This window comes from Mesorhizobium sp. M0816, from assembly GCF_040320005.1.
GTDB lineage: Bacteria > Pseudomonadota > Alphaproteobacteria > Rhizobiales > Rhizobiaceae > Mesorhizobium.
The window spans coordinates 1-24,192 of sequence record NZ_JAMYOT010000048.1 but is presented as its reverse complement, the minus strand read 5'-3'; the positions used below and the strand labels follow the sequence as shown (position 1 = coordinate 24,192).

18 protein-coding genes are annotated in these 24,192 nt (G+C 58.9%); 3 read left to right on the top strand and 15 right to left on the bottom strand.

What is annotated here, in order from left to right:
* Positions 1 to 70: 70 nt before the first annotated feature.
* The 15 genes from NKI17_RS34260 to NKI17_RS34190 form a co-directional block, all read right to left on the bottom strand.
* Positions 71 to 640 (bottom strand): hypothetical protein, encoded by a 570-nt coding sequence (locus NKI17_RS34260; RefSeq protein ID WP_352907604.1) that lies wholly within the window; start codon positions 638 to 640, stop codon positions 71 to 73.
* Positions 640 to 1,791, bottom strand: a complete 1,152-nt coding sequence (locus tag NKI17_RS34255) for a hypothetical protein (protein ID WP_352907603.1) — start codon at positions 1,789 to 1,791, stop codon at positions 640 to 642. Before NKI17_RS34255 ends, NKI17_RS34260 begins: the two co-directional genes overlap by 1 nt.
* A 149-nt stretch (positions 1,792 to 1,940) precedes the next feature.
* Positions 1,941 to 3,983: a protease Lon-related BREX system protein BrxL gene (brxL, locus tag NKI17_RS34250; protein ID WP_352907602.1), complete on the bottom strand. Its 2,043-nt coding sequence runs from the start codon at positions 3,981 to 3,983 to the stop codon at positions 1,941 to 1,943.
* A gap of 2 nt (positions 3,984 to 3,985) precedes the next feature.
* Positions 3,986 to 6,529, bottom strand: a complete 2,544-nt coding sequence (locus NKI17_RS34245) for a PglZ domain-containing protein (RefSeq protein WP_352907600.1) — start codon at positions 6,527 to 6,529, stop codon at positions 3,986 to 3,988.
* 8 nt (positions 6,530 to 6,537) lie between these two features.
* Positions 6,538 to 7,620 (bottom strand): GTP pyrophosphokinase, encoded by a 1,083-nt coding sequence (locus tag NKI17_RS34240; protein WP_352907599.1) that lies wholly within the window; start codon positions 7,618 to 7,620, stop codon positions 6,538 to 6,540.
* Positions 7,617 to 9,806, bottom strand: coding sequence for a BREX-1 system adenine-specific DNA-methyltransferase PglX (locus NKI17_RS34235; protein WP_352907598.1), 2,190 nt, complete (start codon positions 9,804 to 9,806; stop codon positions 7,617 to 7,619). The genes NKI17_RS34240 and NKI17_RS34235 overlap by 4 nt, the downstream gene beginning before the upstream one ends.
* Complete coding sequence (locus NKI17_RS34230; protein ID WP_352907596.1) at positions 9,803 to 11,737, bottom strand: Eco57I restriction-modification methylase domain-containing protein; 1,935 nt, start codon at positions 11,735 to 11,737, stop codon at positions 9,803 to 9,805. The genes NKI17_RS34235 and NKI17_RS34230 overlap by 4 nt, the downstream gene beginning before the upstream one ends.
* Positions 11,738 to 11,749: 12 nt before the next feature.
* Entirely contained in the window at positions 11,750 to 15,292 is a 3,543-nt protein-coding gene (brxC, locus tag NKI17_RS34225) for a BREX system P-loop protein BrxC (protein ID WP_352907595.1), read from the bottom strand.
* A gap of 13 nt (positions 15,293 to 15,305) precedes the next feature.
* A complete protein-coding gene (locus NKI17_RS34220; protein ID WP_352907594.1) occupies positions 15,306 to 15,881 on the bottom strand; it encodes a BREX protein BrxB domain-containing protein in 576 nt (191 codons plus the stop codon).
* Positions 15,878 to 16,663, bottom strand: coding sequence for a BrxA family protein (locus NKI17_RS34215; protein ID WP_352907593.1), 786 nt, complete (start codon positions 16,661 to 16,663; stop codon positions 15,878 to 15,880). The genes NKI17_RS34220 and NKI17_RS34215 overlap by 4 nt, the downstream gene beginning before the upstream one ends.
* Complete coding sequence (locus NKI17_RS34210; RefSeq protein WP_352907592.1) at positions 16,660 to 17,226, bottom strand: BrxE family protein; 567 nt, start codon at positions 17,224 to 17,226, stop codon at positions 16,660 to 16,662. Before NKI17_RS34210 ends, NKI17_RS34215 begins: the two co-directional genes overlap by 4 nt.
* 237 nt (positions 17,227 to 17,463) lie before the next feature.
* Positions 17,464 to 17,970: a helix-turn-helix domain-containing protein gene (locus NKI17_RS34205; protein WP_352907591.1), complete on the bottom strand. Its 507-nt coding sequence runs from the start codon at positions 17,968 to 17,970 to the stop codon at positions 17,464 to 17,466.
* 269 nt (positions 17,971 to 18,239) lie between these two features.
* Positions 18,240 to 18,632 (bottom strand): hypothetical protein, encoded by a 393-nt coding sequence (locus NKI17_RS34200; protein ID WP_352907590.1) that lies wholly within the window; start codon positions 18,630 to 18,632, stop codon positions 18,240 to 18,242.
* A gap of 3 nt (positions 18,633 to 18,635) precedes the next feature.
* The gene (locus NKI17_RS34195; RefSeq protein WP_352907589.1) at positions 18,636 to 18,995 is read right to left on the bottom strand and encodes a hypothetical protein; all 360 of its coding nucleotides are present in this window, start codon (positions 18,993 to 18,995) and stop codon (positions 18,636 to 18,638) included.
* Between the two features lie 73 nt (positions 18,996 to 19,068).
* Positions 19,069 to 19,782, bottom strand: coding sequence for a ParA family protein (locus NKI17_RS34190; RefSeq protein ID WP_352907587.1), 714 nt, complete (start codon positions 19,780 to 19,782; stop codon positions 19,069 to 19,071).
* A gap of 678 nt (positions 19,783 to 20,460) precedes the next feature.
* On the opposite strand from NKI17_RS34190, the gene NKI17_RS34185 reads away from it, so the two are divergent.
* From NKI17_RS34185 to NKI17_RS34175, 3 genes are read left to right on the top strand one after another with little or no spacing between them, the layout of a single operon-like run.
* Positions 20,461 to 20,862 carry a MobC family plasmid mobilization relaxosome protein gene (locus NKI17_RS34185; protein WP_352907586.1) on the top strand — a complete coding sequence of 134 codons (402 nt, stop codon included), beginning with the start codon at positions 20,461 to 20,463 and terminating at the stop codon, positions 20,860 to 20,862.
* 3 nt (positions 20,863 to 20,865) lie between these two features.
* Positions 20,866 to 23,316 carry a relaxase/mobilization nuclease domain-containing protein gene (locus NKI17_RS34180; RefSeq protein WP_352907585.1) on the top strand — a complete coding sequence of 817 codons (2,451 nt, stop codon included), beginning with the start codon at positions 20,866 to 20,868 and terminating at the stop codon, positions 23,314 to 23,316.
* Positions 23,317 to 23,322: 6 nt separating this feature from the next.
* On the top strand, positions 23,323 to 23,529 hold the full coding sequence (locus NKI17_RS34175; protein ID WP_352907584.1) for a hypothetical protein: 207 nt from the start codon (positions 23,323 to 23,325) through the stop codon (positions 23,527 to 23,529).
* The last annotated feature ends 663 nt before the right edge of the window (positions 23,530 to 24,192 follow it).

Genomic DNA, 24,192 nt, shown 5'->3' with positions numbered 1-24,192 from the left:
GCTGGACAAGGTGTTCGAGGCGATTGAGGCCCATCAGCCAGGCAGGAGCCCGGCATGATCGTTGTCACGGTCACGGACCGGAGAACCCCTTCGCTCTGATCTTGCCCGGTGCTCCTAACATACGATCCATTAACCCGTTGAAACCGTCGTCCTCCGACCTCCAGCAGCATCGGCTTCGGTTCATGACCTCCACGTATCTGTAGAACTTAGCGAGGTTTCGGCGTGGCTGTGGATCGTGCGTGAAGCGGCGATTGAGCGCGATCTTCATGGCTTCAAGATCGAAGTAGAATGCGAAGTATGCGCTCGGAAATGGCTTCGATCTACTAGCCCGCTCGTACAGCGCCAGTGACCGCGAGAGCAGCCTGTTGATCCCGTGACTCTTGTACACCGCAGCGGCCGTTGTGATCGCTGCCTGCCGCAAGCGCTGATGCCCGGCTTCGTCCGCCGCAGGGAATGCTCGTGCAAGATTGACGGACCAGTAGATGGTCGGCGGCAGCAACAGGTCCGCCGACCGGCTATCCCGCATGGTTGTTAGGTCCAATTCAGTCAGCTTCGGACCGCTGCGCCACTCGCTTGCTGTGCGTTCGTCGAAACCTCCGCGGCCAGGCTGCATACGCTGCCAATTCATTTTCGTGGCCATCAGGTGCGGACCGGATCCAGTTCGATGATCCGCTTCCGCTTCGTCCCTGACAGCCTGAACCCGCGGACCGTGATGTCAAGCGCTTTGATGGCCTTGTCGAAACCCTGGGGGATAACTTCGTCAGTCGGGATAACGAGAAACTTAGCGGCATCGCTGGCAGCAGCATGCGTCACCAACTGCCCGATTGCGGTGTAGAGTTGCTGCCTGCCGACGCCCGTTTTGATCTCATAGACTTCGGTGATCTCTCCGGCCCGACGCACGTAGCAGTCGATCAGCTGGGTGTTGTAGACCTTTTCGTCCGGCTTGCGTGCCGCATGCCTTTCGGCGACGACCATGTCGACGATCTCGCCATGATATGTCTCGTAAGCGAACGTTCCGCCGCGCCGGCCGCGCTTAGTTCCAGAGAATTCTTTGTCGTAGCTCTCGGCCTCCTCGACCCGCTTCTGCAGCTCGGCGGGATTCAGTTCGCCTTCGGAAGCGGCGTGCTTGAAATCCGCGACCTTGCTGACGTACCGCGCCAGACGGCCGACGAAGCCCGCGTCAGACATGTTGCCGATGGGTATGGCCTTACGGAACCGACCGTCTTCGCAAAGCACTTCGACCATGCGGATGTTCGCCGAGATCAGGAAGGCCTCCTGTCCGATGCCGGGACGCCCGCCGCCGACCGCGCCGTCGTGCATCAGGAGGACGTTCCCAGTCTCGTCGTCTTCGGCGAAGGCCCCGGCGACCTGCCAGCCGTTGGTTTCGGAAGGAACGTTGATCTCGACCGCAATGAGCTGCATTTTTCGTTCGGGCTCGAAGATGCCGAACGCGTTCCAGTATCTCGGGATCGTCGTGTCCTCAGGGGTTTTGCTGATCGAAGCCCAGAGTTCGCCTTCGCCGGCTGAGAATAGTTCGCGGTCGCGGTTGCCGCCCTTGAAGCCGATTCTTCGCGTCCCCTGTGACGGCAGCGAGTCCTTCACGATCTGCGCAAGCGTATCCTGCGCAGCCTTTTTCGCTTTCGTCCCATGAATCAGCCTAAGCATGTCGTCCCCCCGATTTCCCCGACCTAAGCATTTCCATTGGGCGCGCACCACGTTGTCGACAGCAATCGCTGTCCTGACTCCTGACCGGCCCGGATTGAGCGGAATAGAAGAAATCGAGATGAACAAAGGACGACTGCCGCGGTGCATATTGCGCGAATTCCAAACATTCGTTTGCCCATGCTCTGTCGCCGCGGCTGAAGGTACGCCTCAGCGATGGCGGCGCCGATACGGCGGGTCGCCAGCAAGGGCGCGGCGAAGAGCCTTTCAGTCTTTGGCTATAAGCTCCCGAGCACCTTCATGGCGGCTGTCCTCGGGTCCCCGTAGAAGATCGGGTCGACCTGTTCCACGATATCAGCGCTCACATCCAGGAAGTTTCGCTTATTCTCGATCGGGATGAGTGCGCGCTTTGCACCGTTGTCCTTCGCAACTTGAAGCGGCTCGGTGAGGGACCGAAGAGGTTTGATATTCCCCTGGACGCTCATGTCTCCCAACACAAGCAATGCGGGGCTGACAGGCGCTTTCCTGAGTGCGGAATAGGATGCGACAAAGAAGGCGACCCCAACTTCAGCCTCGACTCGATTGCCAAGCAGGTCGATTACCTCGACGTGTATGTCCGAAATGTCGAGATCGCGCGCAATGCCGAATTCCGTCTTTTTCGCCTGGACGTAGCTGAAAGCTCGCTGGACGGATTCTTTCATTGCACCGGCAATTCCGCCGGCCATCTTCAACTTCCCGGTTCCGCTCGATACTGAAACCTCCAAGCGGTAAAGGCCGACCGTTCCATCGGACGTTACGCCCGCTGTGTAAACCGTCCCGGGAGAAAGCGGATCCATGGAGATTAGATCGCGTCCCCCTTGTTCGGGCACACCTACGAATTTTTCCTCTCCAGTCTCTTGGAGCGTGTAGCTGAACGATGTCTGATAATATTCGAAGGAGCCCATCTTCTTGAGCTGCTCCTTCACGCGGCGGCGTCCTTCAAGAGCCAACCCAAGGATTTCCGAGAGTTCTTCCTGGGTCACATCGCCGTGCGGGAATAGAATCTTCATCAGACCCGACACTGTCTTCCGGACGGCTTTACGATCGCGGGCGTTGAGATGAGCGCCCATCGAGAAGTATCTGTCGATGATTTCCGTGAAATTGTGTTTGCGCATCTCGCGCAGTGCTTCAGCGAGATAATCAACAACAAACCCATAATGGTCTGTGAACAGTTCGTTCCGCATCTGCGGAATTTCCCAGCCCGGGAGATAGAAATGTAGTCGATCAATGAATGCCATATCGTCGCGAATGGTGTCGGGCATCGGGGCGAAAAGGTGGCCGGTCTGAACCATGACGTCGATGGGCTGATTGGTGTTGCCGAACATCGCAATGCTGGCGTCCCCTGCGACAGCCTCCTGTCCTCGCTGGAACGTGCCGGACTCGCAGTAGGTTTTCATCGTCGTGATGACTTCTTTCGGCATCTTCTGGAGGTCAGCAACCTCGTCGAAGCCCACAACGTCCCAGATCTGCACCATACCCTTCTGCCGGCCCGACATGTGACCGAACAGATTGGCGACCGTGGTGCCGCCCGTCAGAAGCGCGGTGTAAGGCGAAACTTCTTGGACGACATAGCTCTTGCCGGTGCCACGTGGACCGAGCTCTACGAGGTTGTAGTTTCGCTCTGCCAGCGGGATTAGCCGCACCAAGAACAGTAGCTTCAGCCGTCGAGACATCTCGCCAGGCTCATACCCCATGCTTCGGACGATGAGATCGATCCACTCGTCCGTCGTAAACTGCCTACGGACATTGCGGTACTCATCAAGGTCGAAGGTTGCGATCTGGATAGGGACCAGTTTGTCGATCCAGAACGGATTCTTCCCTCTCGTCTCCTCGTCGGATTCAAACCGCATATCGACTTGAGCCCAGACACCGCCCATTAGCAGGCGCTCATAGTCACGCACGTACTGGCTGGGGATATGAAGAAACTTGTTGTTGAAATTGACACCCTCTCCCCAGTAGTCAGAATCCACTAAGCGGACCTTCACCTTATCGATGAAGGAGTATTTTCCGTTCTCCTTGACCTTGCTCTGCGCTTTCGCAGACTCATCGGGTCGAATGTAGTTGTTTGCCAACGTGTCATTGACAACCTGCAATCCCATCTGAATCGCAATTTCATCTGACGAGGCGCAGTATTTTCCCAGCAGGAACTCAAGGACGAACACGGGAACGTTCGCTCCGACCTTTACCTTCCGGACGAGATCCTTGCGGACGACCTTTCCAGCGAACAGTTGGTTCGCCTTATTGTCGAGTGCGTCGCGGGTCGGCGGTGATCCGTTGCTCATGCTCAAACTCCGAGACGAACCGGGAGGTCGGTGGGTGAGCGGTACAGCTCGGCATCTGTTGTCGGATCTTGAATGACCACGCGCAGCGACGGTGAGCTCTCATCGCTCAGCAGGAACGCGACCGTGACGGGCTTCCCAGCCTGAAGCTTCACGCAGCCTGTCGCGCGATCAAAGTCGCCATCGACTGCCATACCTACACCGCCAACTTGCTTTCCGGCTGAAATCAACAGGGGTCGAACCATCAGCTCGGTCGAAAAGAGCGAGAGGTTTCCCCCGTCGAGTTGGATCGTCACGCTGAAAATACGGTTCGTCACTGCGTCGGGGAGACCCCTCGCTGTCACCGACCCCGCGGTCGATTTCTCTGCCTCTCGCGCCTTCATACGGACTGTGACCACGGGTACGATCATCTCTTGCAATGATGGGCCGCCGTGGTGGAAGGCGAGATCCCCGCCCGCTTTGAAGACCCCGCTCCCGAAGGGAAATACGAAATCCAAGTCAGAGTCATACCCGAGTGCCGTAGCAGTGACCCGGACGCAACCTGGCGGCGTCGCTCCGCCGCGCCCGATCCAACACCTGCGATGAAGGTCGATCTCGCCGCCGCCCGGTGCGTCGATCCGCATCGACTCGTCGCGGTCCGAGGGGAAGAACAGATGCCCGTGATCAGCGGTCAGCACGCAATGCTCGACGCCGGCCGCGGCGAGCTTGCGGATTGCCCGGGCTAGATTGTCGATAACCGTATCCATCACTTGGCGAGCCTGGAATGTAAACCCGCGCTCACCGGCATGGTCGATCTCCTGGGACCGCACGATGATCACCTGCGCGCCCTCTATCTTCTTGGCGAGTTTCGACGGCTGAAGACTTAGCAGCTCATCAAGAGCGACGTCAGCTAATCTGGGCACGCGTGAGGCTGCAAACTTCTTCCGTGCCGCCAGATCGGGAAGGAACGCATTGTCGATTCGTACTCCGAGCGTGCCTGCCTGTTCGGTGACGCTGAAGCTGGAAGATGCACCGGGCTGTAGCGCGGCCATGCCGATCGGAGTGATGCTGGGTAGCGCGCAGACAGCAGGGCGCACGCTCACCTCGGCCGACTTGGGAAGCCGCTCCGAGAGTTCGACGCCCATCTCAAAACGCATCGCGTCAACGAAGAAGTACGCCACTGGCTTGGGCTGCTCTGAGACGATCTCACTGTAGATACGCGTCTGGTGCAGGAACGCAGAGGCGGTCCACTTGGCCGCGACGAGGGCCTTGGTAAAGCCATCGGCCATAGCGCGGCACGCGTCTTCGTAAACGCCGCGTACGACACCCAGGGGGTGCTCCTCCGGTTCATCGTCGAGGTTGGCAACCCACGCCTCAAGGCGGCGTTGGGCCTGGTCCAATCGGAACCACCCCTCTTTGGCGGCGTAGGCGTCGATCCAGGCGTTAGCGTCGCCGCCGGCTTTTCCGACCGCTGCTCGCACAGCCACTCCGAGGCTTCCCAGCTCGGCCATGCGGCGGCAGGCCTCCCACTGCGCCTTCCGTCCCACATCACGATCAAGCCAAAAGCTGTGCTCCCGCCCACTGATGACGTCGAGGGCCTCCTCGAACTTCTTCGCCGCGACCAGATCCCCGCAATGCGCCAGCAGCACGCGCTCTTCAAAACGGAACGTGTCGATCGACCCGAGAATCCCGGCTGGGACGGCGACGTCGCGAAGCCCCAGCTCGGCTTCCACGCGATCCGCCATCGCGGGATAGCCATCGGAGAACCTCGTACGAAGCTGATGGGCGAGTTCTCGGACTGCTGCTTCCTCGTCCTTCGTCTTCGGTGCTGCTATGGCATCAAGAGCAGGGGGCGGAGCACCGCTAAGGTCGCATCTGAACTCACCTGCAAGAATGTAGCGAAGCGTAATGGATCGAAGCTTTGGCAAAGCGGCATCGTCTGGCAGCTCCAGGCCGAGCTTCGAGCGCACGAGCTTCACCAACTCGCCAGGCGCTTCTTTACGCTCGATCTCAACATCACGCTCGCCGCTTGCCAGCCATGACGCGATGATGCCGTCGCTCCCGGATGTGTTGTGGAAGATCGACTTCAGAATCGATGGCGGCTCGGTTGACGAAGTGTCCGATGATGCGCGCGCAAGATCTTCATAGGAGACGCGTTCCGGCGCCAGCATTTCATCAATCACGCCGTCGGTGTAACGTTGACGCAGGACGTTGCGCGCGAGCCGCTTCAACTGCGGCTCATAGCAGTCTCCAGCCTTTTCGAGTTCCATCAGCACCGAGCCATGGCGATCGCGCTCGCAGCCTGGCAGGTAAACGATCATGCATTCGGCCGGCGCGTCGCTGCATACGAAGGGCTCCACGATCGTGCGCAGCTCGAACATCGAGCCGTCATATTCGATCAGCCGCGCGCCCATGCTGCCGACCGCCACAGGCACAGCCTCATCGTTGGTCCGCGCGCCACCCCGCAGTTCAGCGATGAACGACGCGAACTCGCGGCGAACGTCGTACCAGACAATGATCTTTCTGGCTTTGAGCCTCTCGGCGAGCTGTTTCGAAATATATTCATGCAAAGGGTGAATCAGTTGAGACCTCCGCTTTCCACCTTGGACAGTTCTTGAAAGCGGGCCGCGAACCAGCGAACGCGCGAGACGCCGTCGGAGACGGCATCGCCTGACGACGACACAATGTAATTTGCGACCTTGGGTAAAAGCAGAATGAGCAGAAGGTCGGAGGAGTTTCGGTCCGGCGTGAACCGCGCATCACCTTTGGCACTTTTGGCCGCCAGTTTCCCTGCGAACTCATCGAGCGCGTTCTGAGCGGCTGCCGTCATCGGCTCGGCAACCGTGATCAACTTTCTGATGCTTTCGGGGGATACGAGTCGAACGGGTTGTAGCGCTTCGTAGAGCGGGCCGGCGTTTCGTCCGAAATCAATTCCGGGAAACCAGCCACGGACGCGTGCGACAAAGTCATAGACGTCCGTGAACACCCCACCATGTTCGCGCTGCCGGCGCTCGGTCTCGGAGAACAGACTTCCTATTGTCATATCGCCCTGCCGGACGGCGTGGCCCAGCATGACAAGCAGATTGCGCTCCTGGTCTGAAAGTGACCCGGTGAGAGGCTTGTAGCCAAGATCGTGCTCAACCTCGTTCCAGACATGGGCCATCATGCTGCACACTTGGACCTCGCAAGGGACGTCCGAAACGTTCGCGTAGGTGCCGATTACATCGCCTTCGGGCAGAAATGCCTCGATATGCGTAGCGCGATAGAAGTTGTTGTTATCCGCCGCGTTCTTGTCCTTCCGTTCACTGCTCGGCGGAGCGCCACGCAAATCTACGAACCGGTTGCAAACTAGCTGAACGACCTGATCCTCATGCCTTTGTTCGTAGGTAGCTATTCGAACAGCGGCGAGATCCCGCACCGCGTCAAATACCGACTGCACACTCGGCAGGTCCTTCTTCCCAGAAGCAGCGAAGCGACGGAGCTTTCCCTCAAGGCTCTTCGGACTCTTTGCGCGAAATGTAACTTGCGCTCGGATCGCGTTGCCTTCGACAATTTCAAACCTGCAGATCTCGGCGACGCGCGCAGAGAGTTTTAGATACCGGTCGTATTCGCGGTGATAGCGAAGAACAGCGTTTTTGATTGTGTCTTCGGAGATCGTCACCCGGATGATCTCCGTGTTCCTGCTGTCGAACCGTTCGATGCTGACGCTTCCGTCAGTCCCTGCAAAGCGGCCTTGACAGCAATCGACGTCCGTTCACGGACAAGCTCGTCGACCGGGCGCGTTGGGGTATGTCGTGGGCTCCATATTCCATCACCCCCTTCCCCCCAAAAGACGTCTTCAAGTCCGTGCGCAATGGCTAGGCTGCGGTCTGTCGCACATTTGGGAACGATGCGTTCCGGCCATAGATGCATAGCGACGTGCGCCCAGTCATATTTGCCGGCGGCGAGCTCGCTCCACTTGTTCTTGAGTTCCTTCTGCCAAGGCTTATGTTGTACGAGTCGCCAGAGCGGCGCCATCGTCAGCGATACGCCGTCGTCCAAGAGAGGGTTCCAAAGGGGCGCCACGCGTTTTATCTCATCGAGGAAAGACCGTAACTCGTCGACGAAGGCTTCCTGTTCGGCAATTTCCTTGCGCTCAGTGGCGGACGGAATGCTGCCCGCGCTTTGGATGAAACTGGTGAGCTTGCGCTCTTCGTGGGCAAGCTTGGGAACCACCACATCGTTCTGAATTTGGAAAAAGCTGTCGCGGGTAAGTCGGTGCGCGTAGAGCCAAATACTGTAATGGCCCGACGGCAGGGAGAGTTGCCATAGAATAGGGGCTTTGCGCCGACTCTTAGAATGGCGCTTAAGGTGATACTCGAAGAAACTCGACGCCAACCACGTCCTCAAATCGTGATCCCTTGGGTCCAGTAGCGTCCCAACCTGGTTCCACCACACTTCCCCATTTGGCTTGAAAACTTCGTCGAAGACCAGGCGCGCTGCAGTAGCAAGGTCCAGCGCATGTCCGCGGTCGTCTACCAGGATACCGTTGTCAGGAAACGCCACAGGATATCCTGCTGGTGAGCGCATGAGGGGCAGGCCGTCGTCGCCAGTTAGCATTGCTGGTGAACACACGGGTAACGGGTCGAATGGCTCCGGCTCTGCCGGTAAAGAGCGTGTCGCAGTGGCGAGTCGTACATCGTAGCGGCCAAACGCTACGCCCGCCACCCAAGAGACCAGCTGACCACCGAGATTTGGAAGATCACTGCTACCCTCAGGATTTTCCTGTTCGTCCACTTCGCTGTCGCAATCTGGGTCGCCATCAACCGCCGCATTGGGAAATTCCGCATCCGCACCAAAACCCTCTATGATCGCGCGGCGGTCAGGCAGGTCAATGCCATAAAGTTCGAAACATCGCTCGTCGATCTCAGACTGGATTGCCGAAAACTCTGCGTCTCTCGCACTAACAAGCTTGGACCAAGTAATCGCACGCGCAGGCAACGTATCACCGGCGACCTGCAACACCGCAGGAAGCGCAAAAGCGTGGGAGGTCTCCATGCAGCTGTCGAGGCTACGTTTTATCGACCAGGCGCGCTGGGCGAGATCTCGCAGTTCAATCTCGTCCTCTTTCTGCAGGCGAGGAACCGGAGTGCATGCGATCATGCCCACTTCATACGTCAGCGTTTGGCCCGAACCACCTTGCCCTCTTGCCATCATTAGCTGCACGAGATGATGAAAAGAACGAGCATTGAGAACGGCAAGCCAAATGGGGAGTGAATCGCCATCAGCGAAAACCATCGGTCCGTTGTGGCTGAATATGCATCTCCTGGGTACTACAGAGAACCAGCCGGACCCGTGAGGTCGCGCAGGATATGTAAGGCCAGGGCGGAAGAAAAATTTGGCTGCGGTATCGCGAAGCATCCACACGTTTGATCGAACACCACCGCGCTCATTGAGATTGTTCTGAATCTCAAGGCCTCCACGCTGCCAGTTCACCACAAGATGCAAGTCTGCATAGAATGGCGATGACGCCCCGCCTTTGGCGAACGGAAACCAACGCTCCTCCATTAACCGTGGTACGGCAGCTTTGAGCTCCCACCATTCGCGCAAGAAGCGGAAATCGTCAGCTGTCGCAAGTCCCTGCCTAACCGTCCGCCCTTCCGCCTCAAACGGTGGAAGCCTTTGGAACAGCTGCCGCAAGTTATCGCTCACCCAGTAGGCAAAAGGTGAGCGCGGCAAGAGTCCGAAGCTCGCCATTTTTACCTCAAACCGCTGCCTGCCGAGTGTCGCTTCCGGGTTGCGGATCGATGCGATCAGCGTCGCAGCCTTGTCTTCGGCCTCCAGAGCTCGCAGAAAAATGGTCTTCATGCAGCCATCTCCCGGTCCTTCTCCAGGCAGTAGGCCGCGACCTCGACCATAGCGCTATCCAGCACCCCATAGCCGAGGTCGGCGAAAACAACCGGCGGCGCCTCTTTGAGCAAAATCTCCTCGCGCCATTTCTGAAAACTCGACAGGAAAAAGCCGGTTCGCGAAGTGAGCGCTCCGAGCAGGCCATGAGAGTGCAAAAGCTCGATCCCACGCTCAACAAAAGCAGCGTATACGTCGTTCTTGGTTCGCGGGTAGCTCTTCTCGAATTCCTTCTTGGCGCCGAGGCTGCATGCACCGAAGGGAGGATTCATTAGCACCACGTCGAACCGGGTTCGCACCAAATCGATCAATGCGACGCCTTGGGCTGCATCGCCCGCGAACAACCGCCGGCGGACGCTTGCACTGCCGGTGGCTGCCTCGGCGAACGTGTGCAACGCCTCTGCAATGCGACCCTCGGCCTCGTGGAAAAAGCCGTCGTCATCGATGCCAGAGAGATCCAGCGATCCTCGCTTCGGCACTGGCTCCATGCCCGGCAGAAAAGCGGTAGTCTGACGCTGCTTTACAAATTGCTCGCGAGCTCGGTGCAGCTCCGCCGCTATACCGTCTTCTACGCGAAGGAGTGTTCCAAGCTCTCCAGCTAAGCGGCTTTCCCCGACCATCTTCTTGAACAGGTCGCGCAGCAGCGGTGGATCTAGCCGGGCTGCGAATTCCTCAACCAGTCCAGCGTCGCCCGGCATCGGCTCTGCTACCACGATATGTGTGCGCTGAATGCCCGGCCGATCGGCTGCAGCAATGCCAGCATCTTTCCAGGCACGCTGCGCCCGTAGCCACAGCGCCAACGCGGCGATCTGCGCACAGCGTGGATCAATGTCGACGCCGTGAAGATTAGACTCAACGATCAGCGCTGGAACCGTTCGACGCAATTCGGCGACGTCCGGGTAATCCTCGCGCAGAGAGCGACCCGTCGCCTCACTCCTCGGAGCGGGTCCCTCGGCTGCCCACGCCTCCTCGTAGATAGCAAGTAGGAGATCGAAGCTGTAGAGCAGAAAATGCCCTGAGCCGCAGGCGGGGTCCAGAATGCGAAGGTCTCGTGGATCCTTCCTCGATCGTGGCTGGGCCAACTCATCAGCCGAGCGCACGAGATACTCGCAGTCCCCGGTTAGACGGGTCTGTTCACCATGCATCTCCAACCACAAACGGCCGAGCGTGTTATCGACGAGAAACTGCACGACATATCGCGGCGTGAAAAATTGGTTGCGTACGGCCAGTTCGCGGCTGTTGCGCGGGGTCTGACTCTCTTCGCGCATTCTCTTGCGTTCTTCGCCGCTATTGAAGAACTGGTAGACCCATCCGATCGTCTCATCCTCACCCCAAACGCCCGATAAATCAGGTGCGTTGAGGATGGCCAGCAGCGCTTCAAACGCCTGCCGTTTGGGCCACAGCACGGACGCAGCGTCACGGCGGTCAAAGAGGACCTTTATCTCGGTTGAGAACTCATCGAACAGGCTCTCAACATAGAGGCGATAGCCTGCGGCATCGGGGAGAAGGGCCACCCCTGGGGCCATTCCGCAGAACTCTCTGAAACCGGCGGACTGTTCGCCTTTCGTGATACACTCTTGGACCAGTTGGCGCGCCTCCAGCATCTTGAGCGCGACAAAGCGATTAAGCGTCGTGAAGGCGGAATCCCGGACATAGTCAGTTACCGCCTCTACGGCGCTCGTCCCAGTTGCCCGTTTGTGCTCGATGGCGGCGACGATCTTGTCCCGTTGAAACTGCTGGTGGGATGAAAGATGCGCACCGCCCATCGGAGCTATGCCCCCGCTTCGCAGTACGTCGAATGTCCCTTCGAGCTGCGACGAAAAATCCTCATCGAGCAGCTTCCGCACCTGCTGGGTCGCTCGTTCAATGGCGTTGCGCGTTGCTTTATCCATGGAGTGCGCCGATCACTGGACAATCACCTTCTTGCCGGTGCCGATCAGGCGCGAACATTCCTCTCGAATGCCGGCGAGGGCAGCATCGAGCTGTTCCTCGGTCTCAACCCCTCCAGAGAAATAGCCGCCCAGCCTCACCGTCGCCACGCGATCACCGTCGACAATGCGGTGAAGCTCGGCGATGGCGTCCTTAAGACGAGTCTCGCAGGCATCCAACTCCGAGCGGAGCTGAGGAATCGGCACCCGCTCCTGGTCTCGCGTCTTTCCGCGCTCCAAGGGCGCCGCCAGCCTCTGCTGCTGATCCTGATCGATGCCGTCCCAGCCAGGTGTATTTGCAAGCCGGTCGAGCGCTTGAGTGTAGGCCCCAATCCGAACCTCTAACGCTTTGTCAAACCGACGGGCGTACTCGGAGTCGATGGCCGACGCAGTTTGCTCAATCGTCGGCAGCTCCCGATAGAAGGTCTCACGGGCCAGGAGATCTTCGAGCTCCGTCGCCTTTGCTCGGAGACCTTCGCTCACGTCAGGCTCGCCGCGCAGGAAGGGCCAGGCCGTTTTTAGTGCCTCTCGCGCACGGTCTAGATCCAGCAGGCGGGGTTCCGATAGTGCTTGGTCAAGCTCCGTAGCGCGCCTGATGGCCTCCTTGATCGAGCGATGCGACGCATTGAATGTCGCGATCGCGTTATCCTCTGAACCGCGAAGGACGGCTTTCATTTGGCCGATCGCACCCTCGAGCACCGCAGCGCCTGGGAGTCGATATGCAATGAGCTGGCCGTGCGCTGAGGCAACCGGGTCCTCATGCCGCGCGACTTGCTTGCGAAGCTCAGACACGATGGCTCCGGCGTTGAGCTCCCGGACTTCGCTTCCAAACGTGTCCCGAAAGGCCTCGGATGCCTTTACAAGCTCCTCGAACTCGATGCCCTTCTTGGGTCGGAACGAGGCTTGGCGGAAGAAATTGTTGTTCGAAAAAGTGTCGCGGGCTTCGATCCCCGTCGCGGAGTCGATCGTCTGCCCCTTGCTGGTGGCCTGAATCTTCCCAGCCCGCAGCAACGAGAGCACAAGCAACCGGACTACTTCGAAGTCCCAACCGAAGGGCTCTTTCGCCAGCTCGTCCGCTAAGAATCTGCCACTGGCAGTGTCCCCATAGTTGGCGCGCTCCTCGATCCGCGACAGCACCTCAGCCAGGGCGCCACTTTCAACACGAAAGACGGTCTTGCCCTTTTCGTCGCGTAAGAGGCCGAGGCTACCGAACACCGAGGGCAGACCTTGGAGGTTCTCCGCGGTAAAAAGCGCGTCGACGCCCTTCTTCACGTCGGCAGGTTTGGCGGCGGCTTCCCTAAAACGATCAAATACCTCTGGGAGAACGTCGCTCAGGATGTCAGCCGCGCTCTTGCCCATATCGACCGCCCGATCGTCTGGACTGCGGTCATTGCCACGGAAACTGACGCTACCTGCCAAGCAAGCGGCCCTAATGAGCCGGCGCAGTTCATCCTGGTGTCGTCTCTGCCGGATCTTCTCTTCGCCGATCAGTGCGGTTTCGTCCGCCGTTTTGGCCTCGCGTTCTTTTCTTGCCAGCATCTCTTTGGACCGGAAGAGCTCGACGGTCTCGCGATCTATGGCGTCGTTGAGAGCGACAGCCCAAAACACACCCTTCCGTTCCTGCTGACTACGGGCACGTAGCTCAGTCGAGAGTGCCTGAAAGGACGCCCCCACTTCGGCGAGATGGACGTGAAACGTCATGTCGCCGTCGACTATCTCACGACCATGTATGGACAGGCCTGCCTTGAACGTCTTGGTATCAAAGAGAGTATGGGAAGGCTGCGGCTGCCAGAACGAGGCCAGTACCTCGGAGTAGATCCGATGAGCATCGCCCGGCTTCGGGCTGATACCGTTGCGAATGCGCTCCCAGTCGTCTTCCGCCGGCGTCGGAATTCGGTATCCGTCATCGCCAAGGCGAACCTTGTTAGCTGCCTCAAGCTGACGCAGCGCGTCTTTCACTGCGGCGAGCTGTGAATCCCCGGCGACACCGGGATGGAGCGCGGCGGCAATGTTCTCCGCGGTGCGGTGAACGCTCTTCACGTACTGCAGCAGGCAGATGACCTTCGCGACCGGCTGTGCCAAGGGGTGTTCAAGCTCTTTCGAAATGGCCGAGATCTTCGCCCGCACCTCAGAGCCAATGTTGCCTTCGACGAGATCGTAGACTTGATCAAGGCGGGCCACGGCACCGATTGGCTGGTCTGCAAGGTCGACGGCAGGGTTGATCAGCAGCTGCTGCGCCAGCTTGATGATGGTGCGGTTTGCGCCGCCCACGTGCTTACTAGCTCCACCCTGCGAGCGAAGCCCTGAGACTACTTGGATAATTAGATCGATCTGGTAAGGCAGAAGCGGATAGAGGTCGATGAAACTGTCACGAGTCAGTTCTGGCAGCCTGATATCGGCGGTGAGGCGGGTGTGCTCAGTGAACCTTCCCCGGTGCTGGTCGAAGAGCTGTCCTAATGCCTTCTGCGCCGGCGCGTTCTTGGACAGAACGCGCCGGCTGGTGACCTCCGAAATGTCGGAAGGCTCCAAATGGACCTGCAGAGGGAAGCGGTCCATCAGGCGCGCAAGCTCGATCTTCTTGTCATCGAGGCCGCTGACGAGCTCGCCAAGCTTTTCTTGCGAGGTAACGACAATCCAGTGTTTACCTCGGCCTTTGACGCCGAGGCTCTGAACAACCGCCTGTAGGTCGAGCATCTTCTGTATATCGCGAGCAACAAACTGACCGACTTCGTCAACGACAAACATAAGGGCTTGGCCAGGTCGCCGGCGCTTCATCAATTCATTGGCGCGCTCCGCCAGTTTCCCGGGAGAGATGTCAGCCTTGTTTTTGACTGCCTTTACCCATGAGTCGGCCATGGGGTACGTCTCGGAATCGAGGCTGTGTAGAACCCGGCTCGCCTCACTGAGAGCGAAAGCAACTTTGCCTTTCTCGAATGACCATTCCTTCTTGAACAGACGGTCGTACTCGGCCTCAAACCCCTCAAGCTGTCCCTTCTCTTCAAGGGCAATTTCCAATTCGGAGAGATCAAGATCCTTGGCGTACCCAAGGCTCTGAAGGAAAAGCCCGTACATGATCTCGGTGAGAGACTGGTTTCCGCTTCTAATCCCTCGATCAGTCGAGACATCGAAGATCACGGCGTGTGTTGGAATCTGTTCGTTTATCGCCTTCAGCAGCACCTGAAGCTTGTTGTCACCGGCTCTTTGGGCAAACCGGTCACCGGCGGGAATTCCCGCGACAGCGCGATTCTCGATTGATAGACCCAGCATCTTTGCAAAGCTGGACTTACCCGAACCGAAGAAGCCGGACACCCAGATCGCAATGCCCTCGTGCGGCTTGTTCGGGGTCTCGCGAAAGGCGTCGAAAATATTGGTGTAGTGGGACCGAATGGCGTCGGTCACCACGTACTCATTGATTTCGTCGCGTAGGATGTCATCGCTGGTCTGATCGACCTTGATAACCTCCTCGATGCGACGATGGATGTCATTTGCAAAGAGACTTTTGATCGGTTCGTTGGCCATCATTGAAATCCCGTCAAAAGATTTTTGGGCGATAGTTATGCTCGGCTGCGAGCACGCCCATGAAACGGAGTCCTGCGGCGCCGTCGAGATCGCCCGGGTAGAACAAGACCGTCGGCACGATGACGCGTCCTTTCAGCTGTTCCAATAATGAGAACGTGCGGTAGACGGGGAACAAGGCGCCGGTCCGCAGGATGAAGACGATATCGCGAAGCGGATTGGGATCGTCTGGCATCCGCGCAGCGACGAGATCAACAAGGGGCGCATACTCAGAAAGGACCGAATGCACCGTCTCAATTATCGTTTCCGTGCCCTGCTCACGCTCCGCCGCAAACCAATCTTCAAGCGGTCGTTGAGATTGCATTGCCTCGTCCAGGCACTGGGCCAACGAAATGCGGCTGACGCGCTTTCCCTTCTGAGTTAGCCGGGTCTCAAGGAGCGTGATTTGCTTGCGTAACTCGAACTCGTCTTCGGGCTCATAGCGGAAGAGAGCGTAGGGCATGTCATGGTATGCGCTTATGCGTTCACGCGGGTCGGCCAAGTCGAGTATAGGTTCGAGAGTAGTCTTGATGCGGTGTGCAAGATCACTCATGCGATCATCCTCTCAGCGTACTCACGTGAGTTCGTGCAGGGTAGCGACAGCTGCATAAGGCTACCAGCTACCTGGTAATCGAGCCTGCGAAATTGGTGCAAGCGTAGGAGCTCGCGCTCTACATCGGAAGGCCGCATCAGGAACATTCGCCAATCGAGCGCGGCCATGATTTTGGCCGGGCTCAGCTTCTCTTCTCGCACCGCATGCAGGAGGTAAAGGAAGCTGCGCTCCGGCAGGTGATACGAGGCGAACTCCTTCACGACGCTGCCGCGCAGAAGCCCAAAGTCAGCGGCAATCTTCAAGAGCCCTGCTGCGACTCGCTTCCGCGTGTGCTCCGACCATGCATGCTCTGTCGTCGCGCCTCGATCGCCTATGTTCGCGAGGTATGCCTCAACCTCGTCGGAACGTATACGAAATGCCCCACCAATAAACGCTGGGAAGAGCCAATGCTGGAGGAAGTCGCGCACGAGGAATTCGTCGCGCGTCATGTGCCAGAGCAGAAGTGGCTTCCATTCGTCGAGACCGCAGCCACTCTTGGCCAGCATTACGAGCGCCCGATCTCGTCCCTCGGGCTCGAACCGACGGTTCAGAACTTTAGCGACGTCCCGAAGCCACGTTGCGCTGCCAGCGCCGATGAAGTTTTCGGAGCGCAGCCGATCGAGGTTCTCGCGTTTTGAAAGGGCCAAGTCCCATGCCGCAAAGACCGCGTAGGTCTCGCTTATCATTGCCCCCTTCACTACGGTAAAGGACGAAACAACGTTCGAGCGCGACGCCGACGTCATGCGTCTGCCCTGCTCACGTAGGGGACCGCCAGCGCGCCGGATTCTCCACATGCAAAGCCAAGAGTCAGGAGCGCAAGGTCGGCCTCGGTGCCTGAAAACACGCCCGGCAGCGGTACGGAGCGTCCGTCGGCTGCGCGACGTAGATTTGGGACACTTGCAAGGTCCTGCTCGCTCACGAGTTCGAAGGCGCGGAGTGTCGACATGAGGTCGTTGCCCTGCAGCCCCTCAAGGTCTTCGAAGAAGGGAGTCCACTCCTGCGCGTTGTCGAGCCAGTGCTCCCAACGCGCGTCGAATTCGTCCTCGATCGCTTCCGGCAGGCGCCACAGCGTTACACAGCCGGGCGGTTCGAAGATCTCAGAGCATCGTTGCGCGGCTACAGCAAAGACCGCGCGGGCCTGTGCAAACCGGTGGGTTCGAGGGAAGCCACGCCGCAGGGTTGCCGCGCCTAATTTGCCAAGTTGACCCCTGGTATTCCACCACCTCGCGAGATCCATTTCGCCAAATCGCGCAATTACCAATCGACTCTTTAAGAGCCGTTCAAAATCGATGCTTCCCTTGGTCATTAACCGCATTTCAAAGTAACGCCCTGTCGTCCTTGGAATTCGACGAGCGCGCCGGACAGATATTCCATTCCACCTGGCCCGAATGCCAAGCGATCCTCATTGTGAGGTGAAAACATGTACTGCGGGCCCCCCATTGCCCCAAGGCGCGAGCAGTTTCGTAGGATAGTATCACCCCTGAAGCAAGACATCGCCCGGTGGCCGGGTACCAAGTTGGCCAGGACAAATGCGAGCCAGGGACTAGAGGCGGCCCGCATTGCCCTTTGGTGCATCCCCCGGCGTGCCAGCGGCACGCTCCAAGTCGACCATTTTCTTAACCAAGGCCAGCAGATCGCGCTTGGTGCCGTGCGGCAGAGACACGACCTGTTGGGCGAGTTCCATGGAGTCGCGCGCTTCCTCCGGGGTGCGGCCCCATAGATGCGGGGCAGCGCTGAACAGCATCTCCATCGGCATGAACCCGAGGATTTCGCACAGGTGGATCATCCTGGTTACGTGCATTTTTGAGAATGCACGTTCATAGCGGCCATAAACCTGCATCGAAAGGCCAAGCAAGGGCGCAAGCTCTGCGCGAGTCAGATCCTTGTCCTCGCGCGCCTTGCGGATGAAGGCGGCAATTCTTTCGTCGATCTCGCCGAGGGTCTTGATGTCTTCGAACCCCGGGCGGCGGAAAACAGGTTTGTCGATCTCGGGATCGATTGTCTCAACCAATTCCATTTTGTTTTTATAGGCGTTCATATCCTTAGCCACGTCCTCTCCCTTCTTGCCTTTTTCCAGTCGTGGACAGGGCGACGACCTCAGTCAAACATTTGAATACGGGATTGACCCAAGGACGCCGGGCACACTCTCGCACAGCGATTTTCCATAAGCGGGTGGTGAGGACAGCGCTCTCCGCTACTCGCAACAAGCAACCATCAGGGCCATGCTGCGCTTGCCTTGCATGGTTCTTTCCAGCGGAAGCCTGCATTCATAACGCCCTTGAGCTGGCGCGGGGATGGGCACTGCCCACTGAGAGAAAATCAGCGCGCCCTGGCTGCAACCATTCGCCAAGTGCCCGGCTTTCCCTCGAACACAGCTTCGACAAGTTTTTCCCCATCGACCCACCCCAAATGCGCCAGGAGTTCGCACGCGATAGAATCTTTGCCAATACTAATACATCGCTTCACGGCAACCGTCGATCCAGTCCCGTGCATTGAGATATCCCAATTGGATAAGCGAAACAGCTCGCCTTTGGCGGTTTCGTCCGATGGCCGGATGCTCGCATCGAGAGCGGATTCCACAAGCCCGTTCAATGAGGAAGCGGCTTTTGAGCTTTCACTAAAGTCGAAGCCTTGGCGACCGACCAATGATGCGGCGTAGATGCCAATAAGGATACCGATCGTGATCCCGAGCAGGAAGCTTCGGCCGCTCACGGGTCAATAGCCGTTGTCTCGGAGAAACTGGTCGATGGCCGCCTTTATAATCACCGTCATCTTGATGTCGTTGTCGAAGGCGGCCTTTTGCAGTCGCACCTTCGTGTCGTAGTCCAGCGGGCAATTGACGTAGTGCTTGGCTTCCCGCGCGTGCGCCCGCTTCAAGTCGCGCAGACGATAGCGTCCCTCCTCCTGCGCCAGAGCACGTTCGATCGCCTTGCTCTTGCGCTCTTCACCGCTCGGGTTCGGCAGACTGCGCCGCGGCCGTTCTCTTGTCGCATCCGCTTCTGAAACCGGCGCCGCTGTTGGTTCCCGCGCAGCCGTTCGCGCCTCTGCCTCTTCCGACACAGAGGCTGGCTTCATTGTGGCTTTGGATGTGGCTGGCTTCGGCCGTCGCGGTGCGATCGGAAAGTCAGAGACGGACAGTTTGCCTGGTTTAGACATTTCCTACCTTTTCCCGGTTTGCCGCGACATGGCGATCGAGCTCGGTCACAAACGCCGCGACCTCCGCGCGACCCTTCATGACCGGGTCGGTCAGCTCGAGCATCTGCAAAGTGCCGAGGCCGCTGCGGATTTCGCGGTAGCAATTTCTTTCGGTGAGCTCGGTTTCCATCAGCGTCGATTCATAGCCATTGTCGCGAAGGTTGGCGATGAAAGGACGGATCAGCCTGTAAGCCTCGAGAACGCGGCCCGGAAGGGCGATGCGCGTCACCAGGTTGAGGTGGGGAATCGTGCGCCCCTCCCTGTCACCAATATCCGCGGTCACTGTGGCGGCTTCGCCGGCCGCCTTGATTTCATCCTGGTTCGGCTGAATTGGCGTCAGCACCAGGTCGGAGTTGCGGATGATCGTATCGCGGATGACGCTGTCGACGCCCGGTGAGTCCATCAGGATTACGTCATAGACGTCGTTTTGTTCGGCAAGCACGGTTTCAATGCTTCGCTGGGTTGCCGCGCTGTGCAGCTCGATGTTGGCCGGAAGATTGTCCTTGGCCTCACATCGCTTCCACCATTCGGCGAGGTTCTGGCGCGGATCGGCGTCGATCAGAAGAACCTTCTTTCCATGAATAGCGTACTCGCCGGCAGCGAGGATAATGACCGTCGTCTTCCCGGCTCCGCCTTTTCCGCTGATCGCGCAAATCCTTCGAGGCATGTTCGATCCCTCTTTTGCCGTCTCCAAGGCTTCAACGCTGCAGGCCATCGCCACACAGCATTTCCAAACGAAGCGAATGCTTGCTATCGCATGGCGGTTTTACACCATGCGATTACACCTCACTCTCCTAGCGTGTGATACTTCAATCACATCTTGCTTTCACATCGTAATGTCATGGCATGTGAACACATCGTGTGAACAAGTCGTGTGAAATGGGGTCAGCCGTGTGCTGCCGCTTGAGCGATCCTGGAAGTCTCCACGGTCGCCCAATTTCCCTTGTTGACCGATGAAGTGGGTACCGACCTTTCCGCTCCTATTGTGGTGAACCCCGGAGCCGCGCGAAGGCCGTCTGTGACGCTCGCACGCAGTCCGCCAGGGCGAAGAGCGGAGCGTCCCTTGCGGACGAGTACGAGGGGCACACAAAGGCCGACAAAGCGGTCCTGGAGGTGAACCCTGGAGGGCGTTTTAGCGTTTGAAGGGGCAGGGGCGAAGGCCCTGCCAATCGGTTCGATAGGGCCGAGCGTGTTTGATTTCGCTCGAAGATTTCTCCCATCAAGTGGAAAGTTCACGTCTGTTGAGTGTGGCAGGATACGGAAAAATGTGCGACATTTTGCCAGACGATCGAGGAACAAGCCCTCGATGCCTGCCGCAAGCGCCAGAGAGAGGGGCCTAAGGCCAATGGACGACGCGAAATTCGAGGTCCGGCTCGAGCCGGACCGGAAGGGTCGAATGGTGCATGCCCGCGTCAGCGCGGACGAATATGCGGCGATCGAAAAGGCCGCCAAGGCGGCCGAGATGACGGTTTCCGGGTTTTTCCGGTCGCTGATCATCGAGGGAGCGGGCGCTCGGCCATTCCTAACCGAGGAAGACCGCCTCGTGATGGCATTGCTGCTGGAGGATATGCGCGCGATCGGCGTGAACCTCAATCAGGTCGCGCGAGCGCTCAACAGCGGCAAAGGCGTTCATCCGAGCGACGTCGATATCAATCTCGGGAACGTGCAGCGCGTCCAAGCGGCCGTGATGACGGAGCTGCGATCGCTGGCGAAGCGCGCCGGCCATAAGCGGCGAGGGGAGGGGTAGGGGTTGGAAATCTTCTTCGGCGCCTTCACGAGCGAATGGGAGCAGCGCCGAGCGGCGTTGCTGCATGAGCTATCGCTTGGGCCAAAACGCCGTTCCTCGGCCGAAGACGAAATGAAGCGTCGATTGAAAGCGATGGCCGAGCTGGGCGGCGGTGGTGGTGCTGGTAGCGGTGGCGGCAGCCGGCCGAAAATGCGGCGGAAGGCCGCCAAGCCGATCTTCGCGGCCGAGACGCGGGCAGCGGCGGCGTCCCGTCCAATCGAAGCGCGGCTGGCGGCCGTTGCGCAGGGCAGCCAGCCCGCGGTTGTCAAAATGGCATCCTATGGCGGCGGCGCGAGGGTAGGCGCGATGCTGAATTATGTGTCGCGTGGCGGCGAACTCGCCGTCGAGAACGAGAACGGCGAGCGCATCAGCAGCCGCGAGGATCTAGCGCGGTTGCGGGGAGACTGGAACCATCTGTTCCAGAACCGGGTAGAGAGCCGCGATATCGGCATCTTCACCGTAGAGATTGCGACTGCGGCGGTTTCGTCAGACGAGGCGATGCATGAGCTGGTCAGGAACAGTTTGACGAGCGCATTAGGCGATCGGCGCTATGCATATGCGGTCACGCGCCAGGCCGACGGCGCGCTGACGGTTCAAGGAGCGGTCGTTCTCAGAAGCGGGCAGGGGGAGCGGCTAACTGGCGACGACAAGGCCGCCAGCATTATTCAAGCGCGATATGACGCGAGTGCCTCCGCGCAGGGTGTGGCTGCGCGGTTCTCGTTCCAGGGCTACGGCAACGGTGTCGAGTATGGCGCCAGCAAATTGCGAAGCCTGGTCGAACGTCATCACGGCGACGTTCGCGACGACCGCGGCCAAATCGTTGGTGAGGATAAACATGCTGGTGATCTGGTGCAAAAGGAATGGCGCGGTGATCTGCACAGCCGCAAAGGCCGCGACGTGATGCATCTGATCATGTCGGCCCGGGCCGGCACGAATGTCGAGGCGTTTGAAAACGCTGCCCGCGACTTCCTCGCCGAGCAGTTCGCCGGCCATCGCTACGTGTTTGCCATGCATGATCCGGCCAATGATCCGAAGGAAGAAGGGGATGGAGGCAAGCGGCCACATGTCCATGCGCACGCGATCATCACCATGCGATCGGAATCGGGTGATCGGATCGAGACGACCCCGCAGGTGTTTCGGGTGTGGCGGACCACAATGGCGCAGATGGCCCGGGCGCAGGGAATAGCGATGGAGATGACCGATCGCCGCGAGTTCGCCAGTCCGCCCGCCTTTACCCGCAATCAGGTGAGGCCGGTGAGCAGGGAAGGGCGGACCGAGCACGTCGGGACCAGCGAAGCGGCGCAGGGACGGTACGACGCCAAGCGGGGCGGGCGGCGCAGTCTGGCGAAAGCCGAAAGAAGCCGGGAGTATGCCATAAAGGCAACGCAGAGTTGGGAGAAAATTGCGCTCGCCAGCGGTGATCGGCGTGTTGTCGCCTACGCAGAACAGCAGCGAGATCATTTGACAACAAGCCTTTCGGCAGATCAGGCGGAAGCTACACCAAATGTGCTGCATGCAGATTTCGGGTCAAAATTCCGCGCCAATCTGGTAACCTTGCAGAAAGTCGTTTTGGAGGGCCAGGAAATGCGCGAGACAACACGAGCAGAGTTTGAAGCATATGAAAAGAAGGTCGAGACCGCCTTGTTCCGGCTGGAACGGAGTGTCGGACCGGACGAGCGAGACGACTTTGATGAAATCGCGTCTGTTGCTCGCGAGCATGTGAACGGCCGACGCGAGCTCATGGAGCTTTACGAGATGAAGGGTCAGGCGCAGGCGGAGCAGGGAACCGCGACCGAGCGAGCCGAAAGCCCGGAGCGTCGAGACGATGCGAATGAACAGTGGGATGCAGCAGTCGCCAAACACGGTGAGGCGGTTGTCGAGGCTGCAAATGACGTTCTTATGGACATCGAAACCAGTCGCGAGGGTTTGGATAGAATTGAGGCCGGTGAGCTTTCCAACGATCCAAGGGTGTTCCGAGCTGATATTGAGCGCGGACTGGCTCTCGCGGCGGAGCTAGCCGTCCGGGGCAACACCTATATGCGCGAGGTAGCCGAGAACGATCCGGAGCTTAAGCGCGCCATCGAGGGGGCAGAGCAGACGCAAGAGCGGCCGGCAGACGAGCAGGGCAAAACCCCTGCCAATGTCGATGCCGTAACCGAACAGCAGCGAGATTCTCGCCCCGAGGAGGCCGAGCGCCGGCCGAACGAACCGGCCGAGCAGGCTCACGAACTGGCGTCGACCGTGGATGCTACAAATCGGCTGCAGGATAAGTCAAACAGGGACAAGGAGGCCGCACAACGCGGCGGTGAAACGACGCGGACCGATCCGGCGCAACAGCATATTCCTCGCCTCGAAGAGTTGGAGCGCGAGGAACTAGAAAGAAGGGAACGCGACCGCGACGACCGAGACCGTTAGGGGACCATGTTTAATCGACAGGATTACGTTTACCAGAGCAGCGACCCGAAGGGTGACGAGGGGTTTGGCAAGGTGTTTGCTATCGTCATCTGTTTCGTTTTCTTCCTAGGTGCACTGCAGGTTGCTTATGAAACGGTGTCTGGCTGGTACCAAAACTCCATGCAGTGGAGCAGCGAAATGCTGGCTTTTTTGGCCGGCTTATGGCCCTTCTGATAGTTGCGGCCCCTAACGCTCAAGCCCGGCGAATTCTGCGACGGGTTCGCGGCTAACGGCAATCGCACTCATAATGAATGGTGCCAGTCCTCGGTTCGAACGCAATCAGGTCAGCGACGCCCGCAGGACTTTCGGCGGCGACACGCACTGCAGGCCCTTGAACATTGCAGGGGCATCTTAGGAAGGCACTCTCTCAGCGCGTTCGCCACTCACAGGTGCTGTGGCAAAATCCATTCATCGTAGCGAGTTGAGCTTCGATGCCCAAGGGGCATGCAACGGCTCGAGGCGGAAAGGCTACATGACCTCCGGCATGGCGCTTGCCAGTCGACCGTCATCAACAAGCCCCTTCATCCCTGCGGGTGGCAATCACTTGGCCAACAGCGCCTGCCAATGGCTGGCCAAACAGCGATATCGAGGCGCTCATGCCTTGGAGTTACCAGAGCTGAACGGCTTCAGCTGTCCGCTTACAGCTCACGCGCCGACAATATCGGTCCGACGCTCAACGCGCAATTCTAGGTTCGAGGGTGCCCGTATGGGCAGCCGTCGTCTGAGCCGATTGTTTAAGCAAATCGGCTGTTCCCCGTTGGCTTAAAAATTTCCCTGTGGATATTCCTATTGCGACGACTTGGTGCCGTATTCGTTTGGCGGCGGTTTAGTAGAAGT